Origin of the sequence: Rhodophyticola porphyridii (assembly GCF_003688285.1) — a bacterium.
Lineage (GTDB): Bacteria > Pseudomonadota > Alphaproteobacteria > Rhodobacterales > Rhodobacteraceae > Rhodophyticola > Rhodophyticola porphyridii.
This window is the reverse complement of record NZ_RCNT01000002.1, coordinates 130,079-146,194: the sequence shown is the minus strand read 5'-3', so window position 1 is coordinate 146,194 and position 16,116 is coordinate 130,079. Positions and strand designations below refer to the sequence as shown.

At 64.5% G+C, this 16,116-nt stretch carries 18 protein-coding genes; 6 read left to right on the top strand and 12 right to left on the bottom strand.

Annotated elements, in window-relative coordinates; all coding sequences use genetic code 11:
* The first annotated feature begins 27 nt into the window (after window positions 1–27).
* From D9R08_RS05285 to D9R08_RS05270, 4 genes are all read left to right on the top strand, one after another.
* Window positions 28–1,011: a TRAP transporter substrate-binding protein gene (locus D9R08_RS05285; protein ID WP_121897270.1), complete on the top strand. Its 984-nt coding sequence runs from the start codon at window positions 28–30 to the stop codon at window positions 1,009–1,011.
* 81 nt (window positions 1,012–1,092) lie between these two features.
* Window positions 1,093–1,629, top strand: coding sequence for a TRAP transporter small permease (locus D9R08_RS05280; RefSeq protein WP_121896988.1), 537 nt, complete (start codon window positions 1,093–1,095; stop codon window positions 1,627–1,629).
* A 4-nt stretch (window positions 1,630–1,633) separates the two neighbouring features.
* Window positions 1,634–2,944 carry a TRAP transporter large permease gene (locus D9R08_RS05275; protein ID WP_121896987.1) on the top strand — a complete coding sequence of 437 codons (1,311 nt, stop codon included), beginning with the start codon at window positions 1,634–1,636 and terminating at the stop codon, window positions 2,942–2,944.
* A complete protein-coding gene (locus D9R08_RS05270) occupies window positions 2,941–3,888 on the top strand; it encodes a hypothetical protein (protein ID WP_121896986.1) in 948 nt (315 codons plus the stop codon). Before D9R08_RS05275 ends, D9R08_RS05270 begins: the two co-directional genes overlap by 4 nt.
* Window positions 3,889–3,927: 39 nt before the next feature.
* On the opposite strand, the gene D9R08_RS05265 is transcribed toward D9R08_RS05270, so the two are convergent.
* The 7 genes from D9R08_RS05265 to D9R08_RS05235 form a co-directional block, all read right to left on the bottom strand.
* Window positions 3,928–4,674, bottom strand: a complete 747-nt coding sequence (locus D9R08_RS05265; RefSeq protein ID WP_121896985.1) for an SDR family oxidoreductase — start codon at window positions 4,672–4,674, stop codon at window positions 3,928–3,930.
* 9 nt (window positions 4,675–4,683) lie between these two features.
* Complete coding sequence (locus tag D9R08_RS05260) at window positions 4,684–6,138, bottom strand: aldehyde dehydrogenase family protein (RefSeq protein ID WP_121896984.1); 1,455 nt, start codon at window positions 6,136–6,138, stop codon at window positions 4,684–4,686.
* An 82-nt stretch (window positions 6,139–6,220) separates the two neighbouring features.
* Window positions 6,221–7,450 (bottom strand): MFS transporter, encoded by a 1,230-nt coding sequence (locus D9R08_RS05255; protein WP_121896983.1) that lies wholly within the window; start codon window positions 7,448–7,450, stop codon window positions 6,221–6,223.
* 49 nt (window positions 7,451–7,499) lie between these two features.
* Complete coding sequence (locus D9R08_RS05250) at window positions 7,500–8,519, bottom strand: GGDEF domain-containing protein (RefSeq protein ID WP_121896982.1); 1,020 nt, start codon at window positions 8,517–8,519, stop codon at window positions 7,500–7,502.
* Entirely contained in the window at window positions 8,516–9,103 is a 588-nt protein-coding gene (locus D9R08_RS05245) for a heme NO-binding domain-containing protein (protein WP_121896981.1), read from the bottom strand. Before D9R08_RS05245 ends, D9R08_RS05250 begins: the two co-directional genes overlap by 4 nt.
* A gap of 89 nt (window positions 9,104–9,192) precedes the next feature.
* The gene (locus D9R08_RS05240) at window positions 9,193–10,752 is read right to left on the bottom strand and encodes a trimethylamine methyltransferase family protein (protein ID WP_121897269.1); all 1,560 of its coding nucleotides are present in this window, start codon (window positions 10,750–10,752) and stop codon (window positions 9,193–9,195) included.
* 108 nt (window positions 10,753–10,860) lie between these two features.
* Window positions 10,861–11,559 carry an HAD family hydrolase gene (locus tag D9R08_RS05235; protein ID WP_121896980.1) on the bottom strand — a complete coding sequence of 233 codons (699 nt, stop codon included), beginning with the start codon at window positions 11,557–11,559 and terminating at the stop codon, window positions 10,861–10,863.
* An 84-nt stretch (window positions 11,560–11,643) separates the two neighbouring features.
* On the opposite strand from D9R08_RS05235, the gene D9R08_RS05230 reads away from it, so the two are divergent.
* Entirely contained in the window at window positions 11,644–12,099 is a 456-nt protein-coding gene (locus tag D9R08_RS05230; protein WP_121896979.1) for a MarR family winged helix-turn-helix transcriptional regulator, read from the top strand.
* Window positions 12,100–12,126: 27 nt separating this feature from the next.
* On the opposite strand, the gene D9R08_RS05225 is transcribed toward D9R08_RS05230, so the two are convergent.
* Entirely contained in the window at window positions 12,127–12,405 is a 279-nt protein-coding gene (locus D9R08_RS05225; protein ID WP_121896978.1) for a DUF3572 domain-containing protein, read from the bottom strand.
* Window positions 12,406–12,498: 93 nt separating this feature from the next.
* Between D9R08_RS05225 and D9R08_RS05220 the strand changes: the two genes are divergently transcribed.
* Entirely contained in the window at window positions 12,499–13,869 is a 1,371-nt protein-coding gene (locus D9R08_RS05220; RefSeq protein ID WP_121896977.1) for a diguanylate cyclase, read from the top strand.
* 129 nt (window positions 13,870–13,998) lie between these two features.
* On the opposite strand, the gene D9R08_RS05215 is transcribed toward D9R08_RS05220, so the two are convergent.
* From D9R08_RS05215 to D9R08_RS05200, 4 genes are read right to left on the bottom strand one after another with little or no spacing between them, the layout of a single operon-like run.
* A complete protein-coding gene (locus tag D9R08_RS05215; protein ID WP_158598929.1) occupies window positions 13,999–14,541 on the bottom strand; it encodes a periplasmic heavy metal sensor in 543 nt (180 codons plus the stop codon).
* 5 nt (window positions 14,542–14,546) lie between these two features.
* Window positions 14,547–14,903: a dihydroorotate dehydrogenase gene (locus D9R08_RS05210; RefSeq protein ID WP_199709260.1), complete on the bottom strand. Its 357-nt coding sequence runs from the start codon at window positions 14,901–14,903 to the stop codon at window positions 14,547–14,549.
* The gene (locus D9R08_RS05205; RefSeq protein ID WP_121896976.1) at window positions 14,890–15,480 is read right to left on the bottom strand and encodes an RNA polymerase sigma factor; all 591 of its coding nucleotides are present in this window, start codon (window positions 15,478–15,480) and stop codon (window positions 14,890–14,892) included. The genes D9R08_RS05210 and D9R08_RS05205 overlap by 14 nt, the downstream gene beginning before the upstream one ends.
* Before the next feature lie 59 nt (window positions 15,481–15,539).
* Window positions 15,540–16,028: a CREC-EF hand family protein gene (locus D9R08_RS05200; protein ID WP_121896975.1), complete on the bottom strand. Its 489-nt coding sequence runs from the start codon at window positions 16,026–16,028 to the stop codon at window positions 15,540–15,542.
* Window positions 16,029–16,116 lie beyond the last annotated feature (88 nt).

Here is a 16,116-nt window from a genome sequence, read left to right as displayed (position 1 = left end):
AAATCACTCAACAAGGAGAGACGAGAGATGAAAACCCTAACCCTGACCGCAGCGGCGCTGGCCGCGATCCTGGCCGTGCCTGCCGGCGCCGAAACCTGGGATATGCCGATGGCCTATTCCGGGTCCAACTTCCATTCGGTGACCGGGGCGGAGTTCGCCCAATGCGTGACCACCGGCACCGGCGGAGAGATCGAGATCGTGACCCATCCGGGCGGCTCGCTGTTTGCGGGCGCCGATATCAAACGCGCGATCCAGACAGGTCAGGTCCAGATCGGCGAGCGGCTCCTGTCGGGCCATCAGAACGAGGATGCCCTGTTCGGCTTCGACTCGATCCCCTTCCTTGTCGGCTCCTTCGATGAGCACGACATGCTGTGGGAAGCCGCCGAACCGACCATCACGGAGCTTCTGGCGAGCCAGAACCTGCACCTGCTCTATTCGGTGCCCTGGCCGCCGCAGGGTCTCTATTTCAATCAGGAAATCAATTCGGTCGCCGACATGGAAGGCATCCGGTTCCGTTCCTACAACAATGCCACGAACCGTCTCGCCGAACTGACGGGCATGTTGCCGGTGACGATCGAGGCGGCCGAGATCAGCCAGGCTTTCGCAACCGGCGTGGCCTCGTCGATGGTCTCGTCGGGCGCCACCGGCTATGACCGCCGCGTCTGGGAAAGCCTCAGCCATTTCTACGAGGTGGATGCATGGCTGCCGCGGAATTACGTGATGGTGAACGCCGATGTCTGGAATGACACGTCCGAAGCCAACCAGAACGTCATCAACGCCTGCGCGGGCCTGGCCCAATATGCCGGCACATGGCGGGCGCGGGAATACACCGGCTTCACGCTGGCGGGTCTGCGCGCCGGCGGCATGACCGTCGAACCCGCGGGCGAAGCGCTGATGGGGGAGTTGCGCGCCATCGGCGAGACGATGACGAATGAATGGCTGGAAGCCGCCGGTGACGAAGGCCGGGCCATCGTCGAGGCCTATCGCGAAGCTGCGGCCGCCGCACAGTAGCCGCACCATCCTGGTTCCACCGGGGCGCCGATCCGTCGGCGCGCCGGTGGTGTTCTTTGGTCCTCAAGACAAGGCTGACCCATGGCAGAGATGCACGGTGTGATCCGCTCTTTCCTCGACTGGCTTTACAAGGCGTCCGGCGTGGCGGCCGCGCTCTGCCTGATCGCGATCCTTCTTCTGATCGTGGCGCAGATGGTTGCGCGGTGGGTCGGCGATATCTTTCCCGGCGCGCCGAATTACGCGGGCTACATGATGGCGGCGGCCAGTTTCCTGGCCTTCGCCAGCGCGCTCAATGGCGGAGCGCATATCCGGGTGTCGATCCTGCTGAACGCGGTTCCCCCGAAGATCAAATGGATGCTGGAGGTCTGGTGCTTTGCCATCGCAACCGCGACCATCGCCTATTTCGTCTACTACGCCTACTGGTTCGTCTACTGGTCCTGGAAATTCAACGAAGTCAGCCAGGCACAGGACGCCACCGCGCTCTGGATCCCGCAATCGGTGATGGTGGTGGGCGGTGGGATCCTGCTGATCGCGTTTGCCGACAACCTTCTTGCGGTTCTGTTCAAGGGCAATCACCGCATCGGCAGCAACATCGTCGATCAGAGCTTCGGGGAGTGATCCGATGACAGAGCTTTACGCCATCGTCCTCTTTCTCTTTGTTCTCTTCCTGCTTCTGGGCACCGGCGTCTGGGTCGGGGTCGCCCTGATGGGCGTCGCCTGGGTGGGGATGGAGCTTTTCACCTCGCGGCCGGTGGGCGACACGATGATCACCACGATCTGGGCCACCTCGTCGAGCTGGACGCTGACCGCGCTCCCGCTTTTCATATGGATGGGGGAAATCCTTTATCGCACGAGGCTGAGCGAAGACATGTTCCGCGGCCTTTCCCCATGGCTTGCGCGGCTGCCGGGCGGGCTGGTTCATACCAACATCGTGGGCTGCACGGTCTTTGCCGCTGTATCGGGCTCGTCAGCGGCGACGCTCACGACCGTGGGCAAGATGTCGATCCCCGAGCTCAGGGCGCGCAAATATCCCGAGCATATCGTGATCGGGACGCTGGCGGGCGCCGCGACCCTCGGCCTGATGATCCCGCCCTCGCTGGCGCTGATCGTCTATGGCGTGGCCGTCAACCAGTCGATCACGGAGCTGTTCTTTGCCGGCGTATTGCCGGGGCTCGTTCTGGCGCTGATGTTCATGGGTTACGTGGCCGCCTATTCGGTGATCTCCAAAGGATGGGCCCCCACCATCGAGACCGCGATGAGCTTCGGCGACAAGCTGAAGAATTCGCGCTTCCTGATCCCGGTGATCTGCCTGATCCTCGTGGTGATCGGCTCCATGTATACCGGCATCGCCACCGCGACCGAAGCCGCCGCCTTCGGCGTGATCGGTTCGCTGATCCTGGCCGCCGGGCAGGGTTCGCTGAACTGGAACAGCTTCCGCGAAAGCCTGATGGGGGCCACCCGCACCTCGGCGATGATCATGCTTATCCTTGCGGGTGCGGCGTTCCTGAAACTGTCGATGGGCTTCACCGGCCTGCCCCGCGCGCTTGCAGACGGGATCGGCGCGCTGGAGTTGAGCCGGTTCGAACTGCTCATGGCGCTATTGGTGTTCTACATCATTCTGGGCATGTTCCTTGATGGCATCTCCTCGGTCGTGCTGACCATGGCTGTCGTCGAGCCGATGGTGGTGGAGGCGGGGATCGACCTGATCTGGTTCGGAATTTTCGTCATCGTCGTCGTGGAAATGGCGCAGATCACGCCGCCCATCGGCTTCAACCTCTTCGTGCTGCAGGGCATGACCGGGCATGAAATGGGCTATATCGCCAAATCCGCGCTGCCGATGTTCATGATCATGGTGCTGATGTGCTTCGTGCTGATCTGGTTCCCCGATCTGGCGCTCTGGCTGCCCGAAAACCTCCGACAAGGGCCGCAATGATCCGGTGGACCGGGCGGGCGCTGCAGGTCTTCGCCCGGCACGGACGCCTGACACTGGTCGCCGGGCTGATCGCCGGGCTGGCCTTGCCCGGCCTTGCCGCCGCCATGCAGCCATGGCTGCCCCAGATGGTGGCGGTCCTGCTTACGGTCACCGCGTTCCGCATTGGGCATCGCGCGGCCTTCGGCGCCTTTGCCGATCTCCGCTGGAGCCTTCCTGCGGTGCTGATCCTGCAGCTGGCGCTGCCTCTCGCCATGATCGCGGCGGCGGCAGGTCTTGGTCTGTCGGGCACGGCACTGACGCTGGCGCTTGTGCTGGCCTGCGCGGCGCCGACGATTTCCGGCGGCGCCTCTCTGGCGATCATCCTGCGGCAGGACCCGGCCCGGATGATGCAATTCCTGATACTGGGCACGGCCATCTTTCCGCTGACGATCATCCCCGTGCTGATGGCCGTCCCCGTGGCGGTCAGCCCGGTGGCTCTGGCCTGGGTGGCCTTGCGTACGCTGGCGATCATTCTGGGGGCCGCAGCGCTTGGTTTCGGGCTGCGGCGCTGGCTGCTGCCAAACCCGGATGCGAGGCAGATCAGGGCGATGGACGGGGCCGCAATCCTGTTTTTCGCGATCATCGTGGTGGGCCTGATGGCAGCACTCGGCCCGCTGCTCAGGACCGATCCCGGTCTTGCCCTGCTCTGGGCCCTTGCCGCCTTCGCGCTGTCCTTCGGGTTGCAGGCCATCGTCCTGCTGGCGCTGCACCGTTCCCGGCTCGCCGCCGTGTCGGGCCCGCTGGCGCTGGCGGCGGGCAATCGCAACATCGCCCTGTTTCTGATCGCCCTTCCGCCCGAGGTGACGGGGCCGATCATGATCTTCATCGCCTGCTGGCAATTGCCCATGTATCTGACGCCGATACTGCTGCCGCGGCTCTACCGTCTCACCCCCGCAACCGGATGATATGGCGCGCAGTCGGGCAACCCGGCTTGCGCCGCGCGCTCAGATACAGCGCCCGCCATCCACCTCCATACAGACGCCTGTGATCATGCTGGCCTCGTCCGAACAGAGATAACAGGCCGCATTGCCCATATCCTCGGGGGTGGAGAACCGGCCCAGGGGGATCGTCGCCAGAAACTTCGCCCGCATTTCGGGCGTGTCCTCCCCCATGAAGCTTTTCAGAAGCGGCGTTTCCCCGGCAACGGGGTTCAGTGCATTGACCCGGATGCCCGTCGGCGCAAGTTCCACCGCCATCGCCTTGGTGGCGGTGTTCATCCACCCCTTGGAGGCATTGTACCAGTTCAGCCGCGGCCGCGGACTGACCCCGGCGGTGGAGGCGACATTCAGGATCACCCCCGCCCCCTGCCCCTTCATGAGCGGCACGATATGCTTCGCGGTCAGATAGACCGATTTGCAGTTGACCGCGAAAACCCTGTCGAACGCGGCCTCCTCGACATCTTCCAGCGGGGTCGGCAGATGGGTGATCCCGGCATTGTTGACCAGAATGTCGATCCGGCCGAAGGCCTCCAGCGTGGCGGTTTTCAACTCGGCCACACTGTCCCCGTCGGCCACATCCGTCTGCTGCGTTCTGACTGCCTCTCCAAGCTCCGCTGCAAGCTCCTCGGCCATGTCCTTGTTCAGATCGGCGATCATCACCCGCGCGCCTTCCGCCACGAATTTGCGCGCGATGCCGGCCCCGAAGCCGGACGCGCCGCCGGTCACGATCGCCGTTTTCTCGTTCAGTCGCATGAATGTCTCCTATCCGTGCAGCGCCGCAACGGTCTTCAGCGTGGAAAAGCCGTAAAGCGCCTCGAATCCCTTTTCGCGGCCATGGCCCGACAGGCCCGTGCCGCCGAAAGGTAGTTCCACACCGCCGCCCGCTCCGTAATTGTTCAGGAACACCTGCCCGGCGCGCAGATGCTTTGCCAACCGCATCTGGCGCGCCCCGTTTTCCGTCCAGACAGAGGCGACAAGCCCGAAGGATGTGCCATTGGCGATATCGAGCGCCTCCTCTTCGCTATCGAAGGGGATGATCACCTGCACCGGGCCGAAGATCTCCTCCTGCGCAAGCCGATGCATGGGTGCGACGCCCGCGAACAGCACCGGGGCCACATAGGCGCCGCCGGGTGGCGCATCGTCGACGATCTGTCCCTGCGCGGCCATCTCCAGATCCGCGCCGCTGCCAATGAACCCCTCGACGATCTCCTTCTGACGGCCGGACACCAGCGGCCCGAGATCCAGATCCGAGAGGGCAGGACCGGCCTGCAATGCGGCATATCGCTCCGCCATGCGGTCAACAACGTGATCGTAGACACGCCTTTGCACCAGAATGCGCGACGAGGCCGAACAGGTCTGTCCGGCATTCTGAACCCCCGCATTCACCAGAAACGGCATCGCCGCGTCGAGATCGGCATCGTCGAACACCAATTGCGGGGATTTCCCGCCAAGTTCCAGCGTCACCGGAACAACATTTCGCCCCGCCGCCTGCTGGATCAGCCGGCCCACCGCCACCGACCCGGTGAAGGAAATGTGATGAACCCCTGCATGCCCGCTCAACGCGGCCCCCGCCTCGGCGCCCAGTCCGGGCACCACATTGAGCGCACCGTCAGGCAGCCCCGCGGCCCGTGCGATCTCGGCAAAGGCAAGCGCGGTCAGGCAGGCCTCCTCCGCCGGTTTCAGGACACAGGCATTTCCCATGGCAAGCGCGGCCCCGACCGAACGCCCGATGATCTGCATCGGGTAGTTCCACGGTATGATATGGCCCGTCACGCCATGGGGCTGGCGAAGCGTGTAGACGGTGTAGCCATCCAGATAGGGGATCGTCTCGCCATGCAGCTTGTCGGCCGCGCCGCCGTAGAATTCCATGTAACGCGCCAGCGCCACCACATCCGCGCGGGCCTGTTTCAACGGCTTGCCCACATCCAGCGCTTCCAGCCTAGCCAGTTCGTCGATGCGTTCCAGAACCGCCTGACCGATCTTGTACAAGATCCGGCCCCGCTCAGCGGCCGTCGCACGGCCCCACGGCCCGGACAGCGCCGCATGTGCCGCGGCTACGCCTGCATCGACGTCATCGGCCTGCCCCCGGGCGATCCGGCAAAGCTCCGACCCGTCGGATGGCGAATGAAGCGGAAGCGTATCACCCGCCACCGGCGGGGACCATGCTCCGCCGATGAAACACCGGGACGGGTCAATGCCCAGAGGCCGCAAGCTCATCCTATCCCTCCCCCGATCATGGACGCGTGTCGCGCCGAGAATGGCCAGCCGCACAGCCGGGCGCAACACCAAAGGGCCCGGCTCACGGGGCGGATATCGCCGCCGCCCTGCGCCCGCCCCGGCTTGCATTCACCAAGATCAGCACCATGATGCCGATATTGAGGAAATTCCAGACGATCCCGTTGATGAAGGCCATCTGGTAGCTCCCGGTCATGTCGTAGATCCAGCCGGACATCCAGCCGCCCAGTGCCATGCCGATGATTGTGGCCATCATCACGGCGCCCACCCGCGCACCGGCCTCCCGTGCGGGCATGTATTCCCGCACGATGATCGCGTAGCTCGGCACGATGCCGCCCTGGGCCAGACCGAAGACGAGGCTGACAAGGTAGAGCGAGACCAGCCCGTCGAATGGCAGGAACAGGAACAAGGCGACACACTGTAAAACCGACCCGATCAGGAGCGTCCGCACACCGCCGAGCAGATCGGCCACGAAGCCCGAGACCAGCCGCGACGCCACCCCGCCCAGCAACATCAGAGACAGCATTTCGGCGCCCACGGCGGGCCCGTATCCCAGATCGACACATAGCGCCACGATATGGACCTGCGGCATCGCCATGGCCATGCAGCAGGCGATCCCGGCCGCGGCCAGCAGCATCTGCAACTGCCCGGGCGTGAAGCTGACGCGCCCGGCCCGGTCCGCCACCGCGATCACGCCGTCATTCGCGGGCATGTGGGGCACGCTCCGGCGCAGCAGAAGCGACAGCGGCACCATCACCAGAAAAACCACGCCGGCCAGCAGCAGATAGGCGGCGCGCCAGCCCTGCTCCTCCAGAACACCGGCAAGAAGGAACGGCCAGATCGCCCCAGAAAGGTAATTGCCGCTTGCCGCAACCGCCACGGCGATCCCCCGCCGCCGCAGGAACCAATGCGATATGTCTGCGATCAGCGGGCCAAAACTGGTGGCTGTGCCAAAGCCTACGATCACCTGCGCGATCGACAGCATCAGCACCGACCCGGTCATCGCCGCAAGCGCAAAGGATAGGGCGACGCCGATGGCCGCCGCAATCAGGCACAGGCTGATGCCGAGCCGGTCGACCGCCCAGCCGATCACCAGGTTGCCGAGCGCGAAACCGACCATCGTCGCGGCATAAGGCAAAGACGCAGCGGACCGGTCGACACCGAATTCCGATTGGATCGCCGGCAGGATGACAATGATCGCCCACATGCCGACATTCCCGACCATGGCAATCAGCAACGTGATGGCCAGCCGCAGCCAGGAATATCGGCTGTCGTGAAAGTCCCCGGATCCCATGGCTGCGACGCTAGGCCCGCGCCCCCGGATTGTCCACCGGCGCGGCGCCTCAGCCGGGGGCGAGATCAGGTGTGTAGAAGGTATGGCGCGCCCGGCCACTGTTTTTTGAAGCGTAAAGCGCCTGATCGGCATCGCTGAGCAACTGATCAACCGTGGGTTTGATGTAATAGCTCGACAACGTCGTCCCTATCGAGGCCGATATCCGGCAGGTTTTGCCCTCGAAAACGGTCGGTTGTTCCAGCCGTCCGATCAGGCGCTGCGCGATCCGATCGAGAAGGTCGGGGTCGTCGCAATCACGGAACAGCAGCACAAATTCGTCGCCGCCGACGCGCGCCACGATATCGCCGCGGCGCACCTCGGAGCGCAGCACCTTTGCCACATGGGCCAGCACATGGTCACCCGCGGCATGGCCAAGCGTGTCGTTGACGCGCTTGAAATAGTCCAGATCCATATGCATCAGGCCATAACGTGCCTGCGGATTGCTCAGTGTGCGGGCAAGCGCCGTGTCCATCGCCCGGCGATTGGCGAGCCCGGTGAGCGTATCGGTCAGCGCCTGCTCTTCGGCCACGATCCGCGCGGCCTCCAGACGTTCGGTCAGCATCCGCGATTCATGCGAGGTCAGAGCACTCGCCTCGCGCAGGTAAAGCAGATCAACCGTCTGATCGCAGGGCGAGAAATCGCGAAGTGTCAGGTGCCACTCGGCCACCGCCTCGGCAAATGACACTCCAAGCGAGATATTCAGGAAGGCGCCACTGTCGCCGGGCAGGGCAACCACCATTCCGCGCAATGTCAGATGCGGCGCCGTATTCAGCATCAGCGTCAGCCTTTGCCCCTGCAACGCCATCAGATCGGGCAGCTTGCTGACAAGACGCGGACGTTTCAGCTTCATCAAGTCGAAGATGCTGCCGCCGATGATATCCGCTTGCCGCACCATCTTGCGGAATGTCGGCCCTGCGCGCACGATCTGTCCCTTCGGGCTGAGCCATACGTGAAGCGGCATCAGCCGGTCCAGCGCCGCGCCGGACAGGCCGATCAGAGGATCGGGAAGGATGATCTCGGGACTGGTCATCGCATTTGCGCATCCAGCTCGAAGGTGCGGCCAGCAGCGAACTGCGCATCCAGCAGATCGATCACGACAATCTCGGCCCCTTCCCGGCCATGCTCCGCTTCGAGCACCACCAGCGCGCCATAGTCGTCCGCCATGCCTCGCAAGGCGCCCAGAAGAACCGAGCCCATGCCGTCAAGCACCCATCTGATTTCCAGTCTGAAGCGGCCCGGGGTATCGGTCTGCAATACGATTTCGGGCATATCCAGATCGGGAAGCGCCATGCGCGCGCGGCCCGGAAGCTCCTCAAGCGATTGCAGGAAATCCAGGAATGTCGTGCCGCCGAACCGCAACAAACGGCGGATGGACTCCTGCGCCGGGTTCGAGACCAGCCAGCTTCCCACATCCTCCAGCAACGACGCGGCATCCTTGTGCAGCACGGCGGAGGCCGCATCTATCGTCAGTCTCGTCAAGCGAATGTCGTAATGCAGCATCGATTCGAATTCGTCGAAGGGCAAGGCTGCCTGATCCCGCACTTCGCCCCAGATATCCGCGCCATAGGTATCCTTCACAAACTCCTGCAACGCCCGATTGACAAGACCATGCATGGCAATCCTTCCCGCAAGCCATCCGCAATGGCATACGCTGAAAACCGTAAAGAAAGCGTTGGCATGGCGTTTGACGCGGTGGCCCGTGGTCAGAAATCGGTCGGTGCGCCGCCCTCTTCCTTGCGGCGGGCGACGAAGGCCTGCAATTCGTCGCGAATGGCGTCGTCCATCGGCGGCGCCTCGAACTCATCCAGTATCCGCTTATAGGTCCGATGCGCCCTTTCAGCGGTCCAGACACTGCCATCGAGCTGCCATGCCTCGAAATTCCGCCAGTCTGACAGGAAGGGCTGATAAAACGCGGTCTGATACCGGGCCTGAGTATGCGCGCAGCCGAAGTAATGGCCGCCATGGCCGACCTCGCGGATCGCATCGAGCCCGATCTCGTCCTCCGTGGTGGCCCAGAGCGCCGGCTCGAAATATCGCTGGATCTGCTGCAAGATCTCGCAATCCATGACGAATTTCTCCGGGCTCGCGATCAGACCGCCCTCCAGCCAGCCGGCCGCATGATAGACCATGTTGGTGCCCGATTGCACCGCCGCCCAGAGGCTTTGGGAGGTTTCCCACATGGCCTGCCCGTCCGGCACATTGGCGGCACAGACCCCGGAAGAGCGCATCGGCAGCCCGTAGAACCGGGCCATCTGTCCGGTCATCTGCGTCGCGCGCATGTATTCGGGGGTTCCGAAGGCCGGAGCCCCGGATTTCATATCCACATTGGAGGTGAATGTGCCGATAGCGACGGGGCAGCCAGGGTTGATGTATTGCAACAGCGCAATCGCCGCGAGCCCTTCGGCCAGCGACAGTGCAGCAGCGCCCGACATCGTCACCGGTGCCATCGCGCCCGCGAGCGTGAAGGGTGTGACCACCGTCGGCTGGCCGCGCCGGGCCATCCGCATCGCCCCATCGAGCATCGGGTGGTCATGTTTCAGGGGCGAGACCGAGTTGATGTTGGTATACATCCGCGGTGTCGCGTCGAACTCCGCATGGGTCAGGCCCCCGGCGATCCGCACCATCTCCATCACATCCTCCACCCGCTCCGCCCCAAGCGAATAGGCGTGAGCCACCTTGTCGGTCAGCGTCAGCTTCTCATACAGACAGTCTAGATGGCGCACGGAGGGGTGGATATCGATCGGCTCGGGTGCATAGCCGCCGGCGAAATGGATACAGTTGAAATACTGGGTAAGCTTCAGAAACTCCTTGTAGGTCTCGAAATCACCCGATCGCTTGCCGCGCTCCAGGTCCCAAGCATTCGGCGGGGAGGAGACGTTGCCGAACGTCAGAACATTCTCGCCGATGATCAGCTGCCGCTCGGGGTTGCGCGGCGTAATGGTGAAGCTTGCGGGCGCATGGCCCACCATCTCCATCACGAAACTCTCGTCCATGAAGACGTTTTCGCCCTCGATCCTGCACCCGGCCCTGCCGAGTATCCTGCGCGCCTCCTCGTTCAGAAACTCGATCCCGATCTGGCCGAGGATATGCATGGCCCCGCGATGGATTGCCTGCACCCCGTCTTCGTCAAGCGGTTCGGTCGGCCTGTCGGTATTCCGGATCAGCCGCCAGGGCATCTGGTCGATGGCTGCATATCCGGCGCGGTCGGCATGGCCCTTGCGCCCCCCGGTGCGGCGGCGGCGTGTCGGTGTTTCAGCGGTCATCTTCAGCATCTCCCCGCGCGTGGTCGCAAGTCCAAGATTGACCTCGCCGGGGCCGCCAGAAGTTTTCAGTTAGCGACCGATCGCGTCGCATTCCGGCGACCGGCGGGCCTATCGGGCCTGCGTATTGTCCAGCCACCCTGGGATGTGGCCGATATCGGGCAGAACCACATGTGCCAGATCCTCCAGATCCGCGGCGGTTGCCATGCCGGTCAGCACCCCCACGCCCACCATTCCCGCGGCCGCGGCAGCATGCAGATCGTGGCGGCTGTCGCCGACCATCACCACACGCTCGGGCGGCAGGTTGAGCGTCGTCGCAAAGCCCAGGCACATGCCCGGATCAGGTTTGGCGCCATAGCCGCTATCGGCCCCCGCCACATAGTCGAACGCGTCCAGTACGCCTGCCGCGGCCAGATGCGCGCGCGCGGGCGTCTCCGCATCGTTGGTGGCTACGCCGAGCCGGAGCCCGGAAGCCCTGAGCCCTGCAAGATAAGGTGCCAGCGGCACCGCCTCCGCCATCCGAGCCTCAGCCGCGGCCACCGTCAGATAGGCGTTCAGCCGCGAAAGCTCCCAATCCGGCAGACCGGGCAGCAGCGCACGGGCCGTTTCGTCGAGCGTACCGGCAATGGCCACGCTGTCGGGCCGGAATCGCACCTTTTCGATATCGAAGCCAATCCGCGCGCCCAGATCGGAGGCCAGCGCCGCCTCACCGCCCGCAAGTTCGGCAAGAACATCCGCCGCCCAGCCGGACCAGCTGGCCTCGAAATCGAACAGTGTGCCGTCCTTGTCGAAAAGAATGCCCGCGATCATTTCCGCGCCCGCCCCGATTGACTTTCTGGCTCCGGGGTGACTGTGTCTTGACCAATATGCAACAAGAAAGCCATTGTAGACGGTATGGATGGCGTAAAACCTCGTTTCGGGCTTCATGAAAGCATCAGTTTCCACACCTCGCAAACCGCAAGGTTGATCGAGCGTCGGGTGGAGGAGGGCTTGCGCGCCTTCGGCCTGACGCGGGTCGGATGGTGTATTCTGGTGGCCGTGGCCGAAGACGGGCTGAAAAACCCCTCTGAGATCGCAAGCTTCGTCGGCATCGACCGCACCGCGACGTCTCGCGCCCTGCGGCAGTTGGAGGATGAAGGGCTGATCGCCCGCAGCATCGGCCGTCAGGACCGGCGCACGACCGAAGTTGCGCTGACGCCCGAAGGCCGGACCAGAATGCGTGCCGCGATGCCGATCTGTTCGGAAAACATGGCGCATTTCAACGAGAAGCTGTCCGCCCCGGAACGTGTGGAACTGACCCGCCTTCTGGCGAAACTCCGCAGCGGCGAAGGGGACGACCCTCTCGACTGACGCCGCCGGCCGGATCGTCGACACTCATCACGTCCAGTTCGGCAGGTCGCCTCCGGGCAACGCGGCCCGCGCCTGCGCCAGGGTTTCGTAGCGCATGTCCTGGGCGTCGCAGCAGCGGATGACCCAAGCGTCATCCATCATGACGAAATCCAGAACGCCGGCCAGAAATTGCGGATTTCCTGCCTGCGCCCTGACATCCGCGACGGACGCACCGGTTGCGCCCAGAAAGACCCCGAACAGATCGGGATCCGCGGCAAGCCAGGCCAGGGTATCGATGGCGATTTTTTCGGCGGATTCTTGCTGCATGGAGAGAAGTTGACCTTAACGTTAAATAGTTTGTTAACCTTTCATATGCAAATTGACGGACGCTGATAAAAGGCAGTTTTTGGAGCTCGGAGTATGACAGGGCGCATCCTGGTCGTCGATGACGTAGCGACCAACCGCATCGTGATGAAAGTCAAGCTTTCTGCCGCCTGTTATGAGGTCGTTCAGGCCGATAGCGGAGCCGATGCGCTGGAAAAAGCCAGGTCGCACCGGCCCGATCTGATCCTGCTTGACGTCCTTATGCCCGATATGAGCGGGCTGACCGTCTGCGACCGCCTCAAGAGCGACCCCGAGACCGCGGATATTCCGGTGATACTGATCACCGCCATGGCAGACAAGGAAAGCAAGGTTCAGGGGCTTGAAAAAGGGGCGGATGATTTTCTGACCAAACCGGTGGATGAAGTGGCGCTTCTGGCGCGGGTCCGCTCGCTTCTGCGCGCGCGCGACACGCAGCGGGAGCTGCGCCTGCGGGAGGAAACCTGCGCGGAGCTTGGGTTTGCCGAAGGCGCAGGCGAATTCGAAGGCCCCGGAAAGATCGCGCTCGTCGCCTCCGATGCGGGCCCGGCCGTGGCCTGGAAACAGGCTTTGGAGGCAAAGCGCGCCGGTATCGTCCAGATCGTGGCGCAGGAAAATGTCCTGGCCGATTTCGGCCAGAGCGATACGCCGGATCTGTTCGTAATCTCGGCCGATATGGCCTGCCGCAACGACGGGCTGCGTCTTCTGTCGGATCTGCGCTCCCGCCCGATTACCCGCTATGCGGCCACGGTTATGGTATTGCCCGCCGCGGATTGCGAGCGCGCCGCCATCGCGCTCGATCTCGGGGCCGGGGACATTCTTTACGAGCCGGTGGACGCCGATGAACTGGCGGTGCGGATCAGGACACAACTCCGGCGCAAGCGCCAGTCGGACCGTTTGCGGACCACCGTGCAGGAAGGGTTGCAACTTGCCGTGACCGACAGCCTGACCGGTCTGCACAATCGCCGCTATGCGCTGCACCATCTTGAACGCATGCTGGGCCATCCCGGGCGCGGGATCGCCGTGATGATGCTGGATCTGGATTTCTTCAAGGATGTGAATGATCGCTATGGCCACGCCGCCGGCGACGGGGTGCTGGCCGTGGTCGCAAAACGGCTTCGCGCGCAGCTTCGCAGCATGGATCTGCTGGGCCGGATCGGGGGAGAGGAGTTTCTTGTCGCCATCCCAGATGCGGATCACGCGCGTGCAATGGATGTAGCCGAACGCCTGCGCGTCGCGGTCGGCAGCACCCCGATTTTGATCGGGGCTGACAAAACGCCGATTTCTGTGACCATGAGTGTCGGCATTGCCCTGGCACAGGATTACGAGGACAGCGCGGCGGCGATCCTGTTGAGGGCCGATCAGGCGCTGTATGGCTCCAAGGCGGAAGGGCGAAATCTCGTGACCATGGCAACGGCCTCGGCCGCCTAACGCGATCGGCGGCCCTGCCCGCCGCTCCCTTCGCGGGTCCCGTCAGTCAGACGGCGGGACGCCATCCTGCATCACCGCGCAAAGCGCCGTGGGCTGCCTGCATCCGCCGGGCGGCCCGCAACGCAACGCTCATTGAGATCTGTCCCCGCGGCGCATGCTCCGCGACAGGCGTCGTTGCAAACGGTCGGCCAGATCGGCGCGGGCCTCCGGGGTCATCGCCTCCAGCTGGTCCAGCAGCAATCGATGGCCCTCGGTCTGCAATCCCTGCACATTGCGGCGCTGCTGCTCCAGGGCCGCCGCCGCCGCCGCCCGGTCGAAGGGCTCGCTGCGCAGCGCCTCTCCGAAGCGGTGGACCGAATGGCCAAGCCCCCGCAGCTCAGGCCGGAACCGGTCCTGCCCCTCTTCCATGCGCGCACGCAGGGCGGCCCGGTCGTCGCGCTCCAGAACATAGATCAGCGGCCCGAGCCCGAGCGTCCGAAGCGCCAGCGGCGCTTCGCCGGAGCCAGGCGGCCCGCCAAGACGGCCCCAGACCGCGCCCATGACGATACCGGCGATCAGCAGGTTCAGCGCCAGAGACAGCCCAAGCGCGATCTTGACACCCCGGCCCGCTCCGCGCGGCGGGGGCGCCGGCGGACCCGGAGCAGTTGGAGGGATCGGAGGCGTCTCAACCATCGCGCTCAGCCCTCCCCGAAGGAAATGGCAAGAAAATCGATCCCCGGCATCAGCCCGGCGCTGTCGCCCCCGGTCAGGTCGGTCAACTGCCCGTTCAGCAGCATATCGACGCTCTCTGTCGCATAGATCCCGATCATCAGACCGGTCACGCCTGCCACGGCAAGCCCCGACAGGCCCGGCCATCCGCCGAGCGTCCCCCGCATCCGCGCAAACCACCCCGGTCCGGGGCAAGCTGCCGCAATGTTTCCGGGCTGAACGCGCGCCGCGTCGGCCAGAACCCGCGCGGTCATGTCGGCACCGGGCCGCGCGTCCCGGCGCGCTTCGGCGAACAGCGCTGTCAGATCATCCTTATCCGTCACCATAGCCCAATGCCTCCTTCTGGCCCGCAAGGGCCGCCGCCAGCGCGCGTTTGCCGCGTGCCGTCAAACTCTCCACCGCTTCGACGCTGATGTCCAACACGGCCGCGATCTCCGGGTTGGAGACGCCTTCGATATGGCGCAGAACCACGGCCTGCCGCTGCCGTTCCGGCAGCCGTGCAAGCGCGGCATCCAGCGCCGCCACCCGCCCGCGGCGGATCAGCATGGCTTCGGCGCTTTCACGGTCATCGGCGGGTTCGTCCACCGCATCCAGCCCCACGGCCCGGCCCGACCGGCGCAACCGGTCCACGATCAGATTGGCCGTGACCCGGTAAAGCCATGTCCCCGGTTTTGCCGCACCGTCGCCCTGCCAGCCCGGGGCGGCCCGCCAAAGTCGCAACATGGCCTCCTGTGCTACGTCCTCGGCCTCGCTCCGGTCGCCCAGAACGCGCACCGCATGGCTGAGCACACGCGGCAGGAGCCGCGCGGTCAACACCCGCGCGGCCCGCTGATCACCATTGGCGTAGAGCACCAGCAAGGCTCCATCCTCCAATTGATCCAGCTCGGCATCCACCTGCACCATGCCCCTGCTTAACGCCGGAAATCCGGGGCGGCAAAAGATTAGCCATGCCGCCCGGCGCCTTATCCGCGGTCGCGGCCGAACCCGTAGCCGCCGCCTCGGTGGCCGCGCATGACATCTGCGGCGTCCTCGAACTCCTCTGCACTGATGGCGCCGTTGCCATCGCGATCCAGCCGCTCGAACATGCGCGTCTGAAAGCGTTCCGCGCGCCGATCCGCCGCCGCGTCCATCTCGGCCCGGCTGATCGCGCCGTCCTCGTCGGAATCCAGCCTCTCCAGCATCCGGTCGACACCCGCCGCGACCCGGGCCTGACCCGCCGCAATCATCTCGTCACGGCTCAGGTTGCCGTCGTTATCGGCGTCGGCCTGATCGAACCGGGCCCCGCGATGGTTGCGCATCTCGTCCAGGCTCACCTCGCCATCATTGTTCAGATCCATCTCTTCGAACAGAAAATGCGGGCCCCGCGGCCCGGTCTGGGCTGCGACAGGCGCGGCTGCCGCCAGCGCCAGCGCCAATACGACACCAACCGTAACAGTGTTCTTGGGGGACATGCGTAAACTCCTTTTGCTGCCTGTCTGACCCTTTCCACGGGCGCGGCAGCGGGTTCCGTCGAAGTTTCTTGTCCGGCGCGGTTTGCGA

What these genes read in the sequence shown, in the direction of transcription:
- D9R08_RS05285 (WP_121897270.1), top strand. Translation starts at nt 28, where the DNA reads ATGAAAACCCTAACCCTGACCGCAGCGGCGCTGGCCGCGATCCTGGCC.
- D9R08_RS05280 (WP_121896988.1), top strand. Translation starts at nt 1,093, where the DNA reads ATGGCAGAGATGCACGGTGTGATCCGCTCTTTCCTCGACTGGCTTTAC.
- D9R08_RS05275 (WP_121896987.1), top strand. Translation starts at nt 1,634, where the DNA reads ATGACAGAGCTTTACGCCATCGTCCTCTTTCTCTTTGTTCTCTTCCTG.
- D9R08_RS05270 (WP_121896986.1), top strand. Translation starts at nt 2,941, where the DNA reads ATGATCCGGTGGACCGGGCGGGCGCTGCAGGTCTTCGCCCGGCACGGA.
- D9R08_RS05265 (WP_121896985.1), bottom strand. Translation starts at nt 4,674, where the DNA reads ATGCGACTGAACGAGAAAACGGCGATCGTGACCGGCGGCGCGTCCGGC.
- D9R08_RS05260 (WP_121896984.1), bottom strand. Translation starts at nt 6,138, where the DNA reads ATGAGCTTGCGGCCTCTGGGCATTGACCCGTCCCGGTGTTTCATCGGC.
- D9R08_RS05255 (WP_121896983.1), bottom strand. Translation starts at nt 7,450, where the DNA reads ATGGGATCCGGGGACTTTCACGACAGCCGATATTCCTGGCTGCGGCTG.
- D9R08_RS05250 (WP_121896982.1), bottom strand. Translation starts at nt 8,519, where the DNA reads ATGACCAGTCCCGAGATCATCCTTCCCGATCCTCTGATCGGCCTGTCC.
- D9R08_RS05245 (WP_121896981.1), bottom strand. Translation starts at nt 9,103, where the DNA reads ATGCATGGTCTTGTCAATCGGGCGTTGCAGGAGTTTGTGAAGGATACC.
- D9R08_RS05240 (WP_121897269.1), bottom strand. Translation starts at nt 10,752, where the DNA reads ATGACCGCTGAAACACCGACACGCCGCCGCCGCACCGGGGGGCGCAAG.
- D9R08_RS05235 (WP_121896980.1), bottom strand. Translation starts at nt 11,559, where the DNA reads ATGATCGCGGGCATTCTTTTCGACAAGGACGGCACACTGTTCGATTTC.
- D9R08_RS05230 (WP_121896979.1), top strand. Translation starts at nt 11,644, where the DNA reads ATGGATGGCGTAAAACCTCGTTTCGGGCTTCATGAAAGCATCAGTTTC.
- D9R08_RS05225 (WP_121896978.1), bottom strand. Translation starts at nt 12,405, where the DNA reads ATGCAGCAAGAATCCGCCGAAAAAATCGCCATCGATACCCTGGCCTGG.
- D9R08_RS05220 (WP_121896977.1), top strand. Translation starts at nt 12,499, where the DNA reads ATGACAGGGCGCATCCTGGTCGTCGATGACGTAGCGACCAACCGCATC.
- D9R08_RS05215 (WP_158598929.1), bottom strand. Translation starts at nt 14,541, where the DNA reads ATGGTTGAGACGCCTCCGATCCCTCCAACTGCTCCGGGTCCGCCGGCG.
- D9R08_RS05210 (WP_199709260.1), bottom strand. Translation starts at nt 14,903, where the DNA reads ATGGTGACGGATAAGGATGATCTGACAGCGCTGTTCGCCGAAGCGCGC.
- D9R08_RS05205 (WP_121896976.1), bottom strand. Translation starts at nt 15,480, where the DNA reads ATGGTGCAGGTGGATGCCGAGCTGGATCAATTGGAGGATGGAGCCTTG.
- D9R08_RS05200 (WP_121896975.1), bottom strand. Translation starts at nt 16,028, where the DNA reads ATGTCCCCCAAGAACACTGTTACGGTTGGTGTCGTATTGGCGCTGGCG.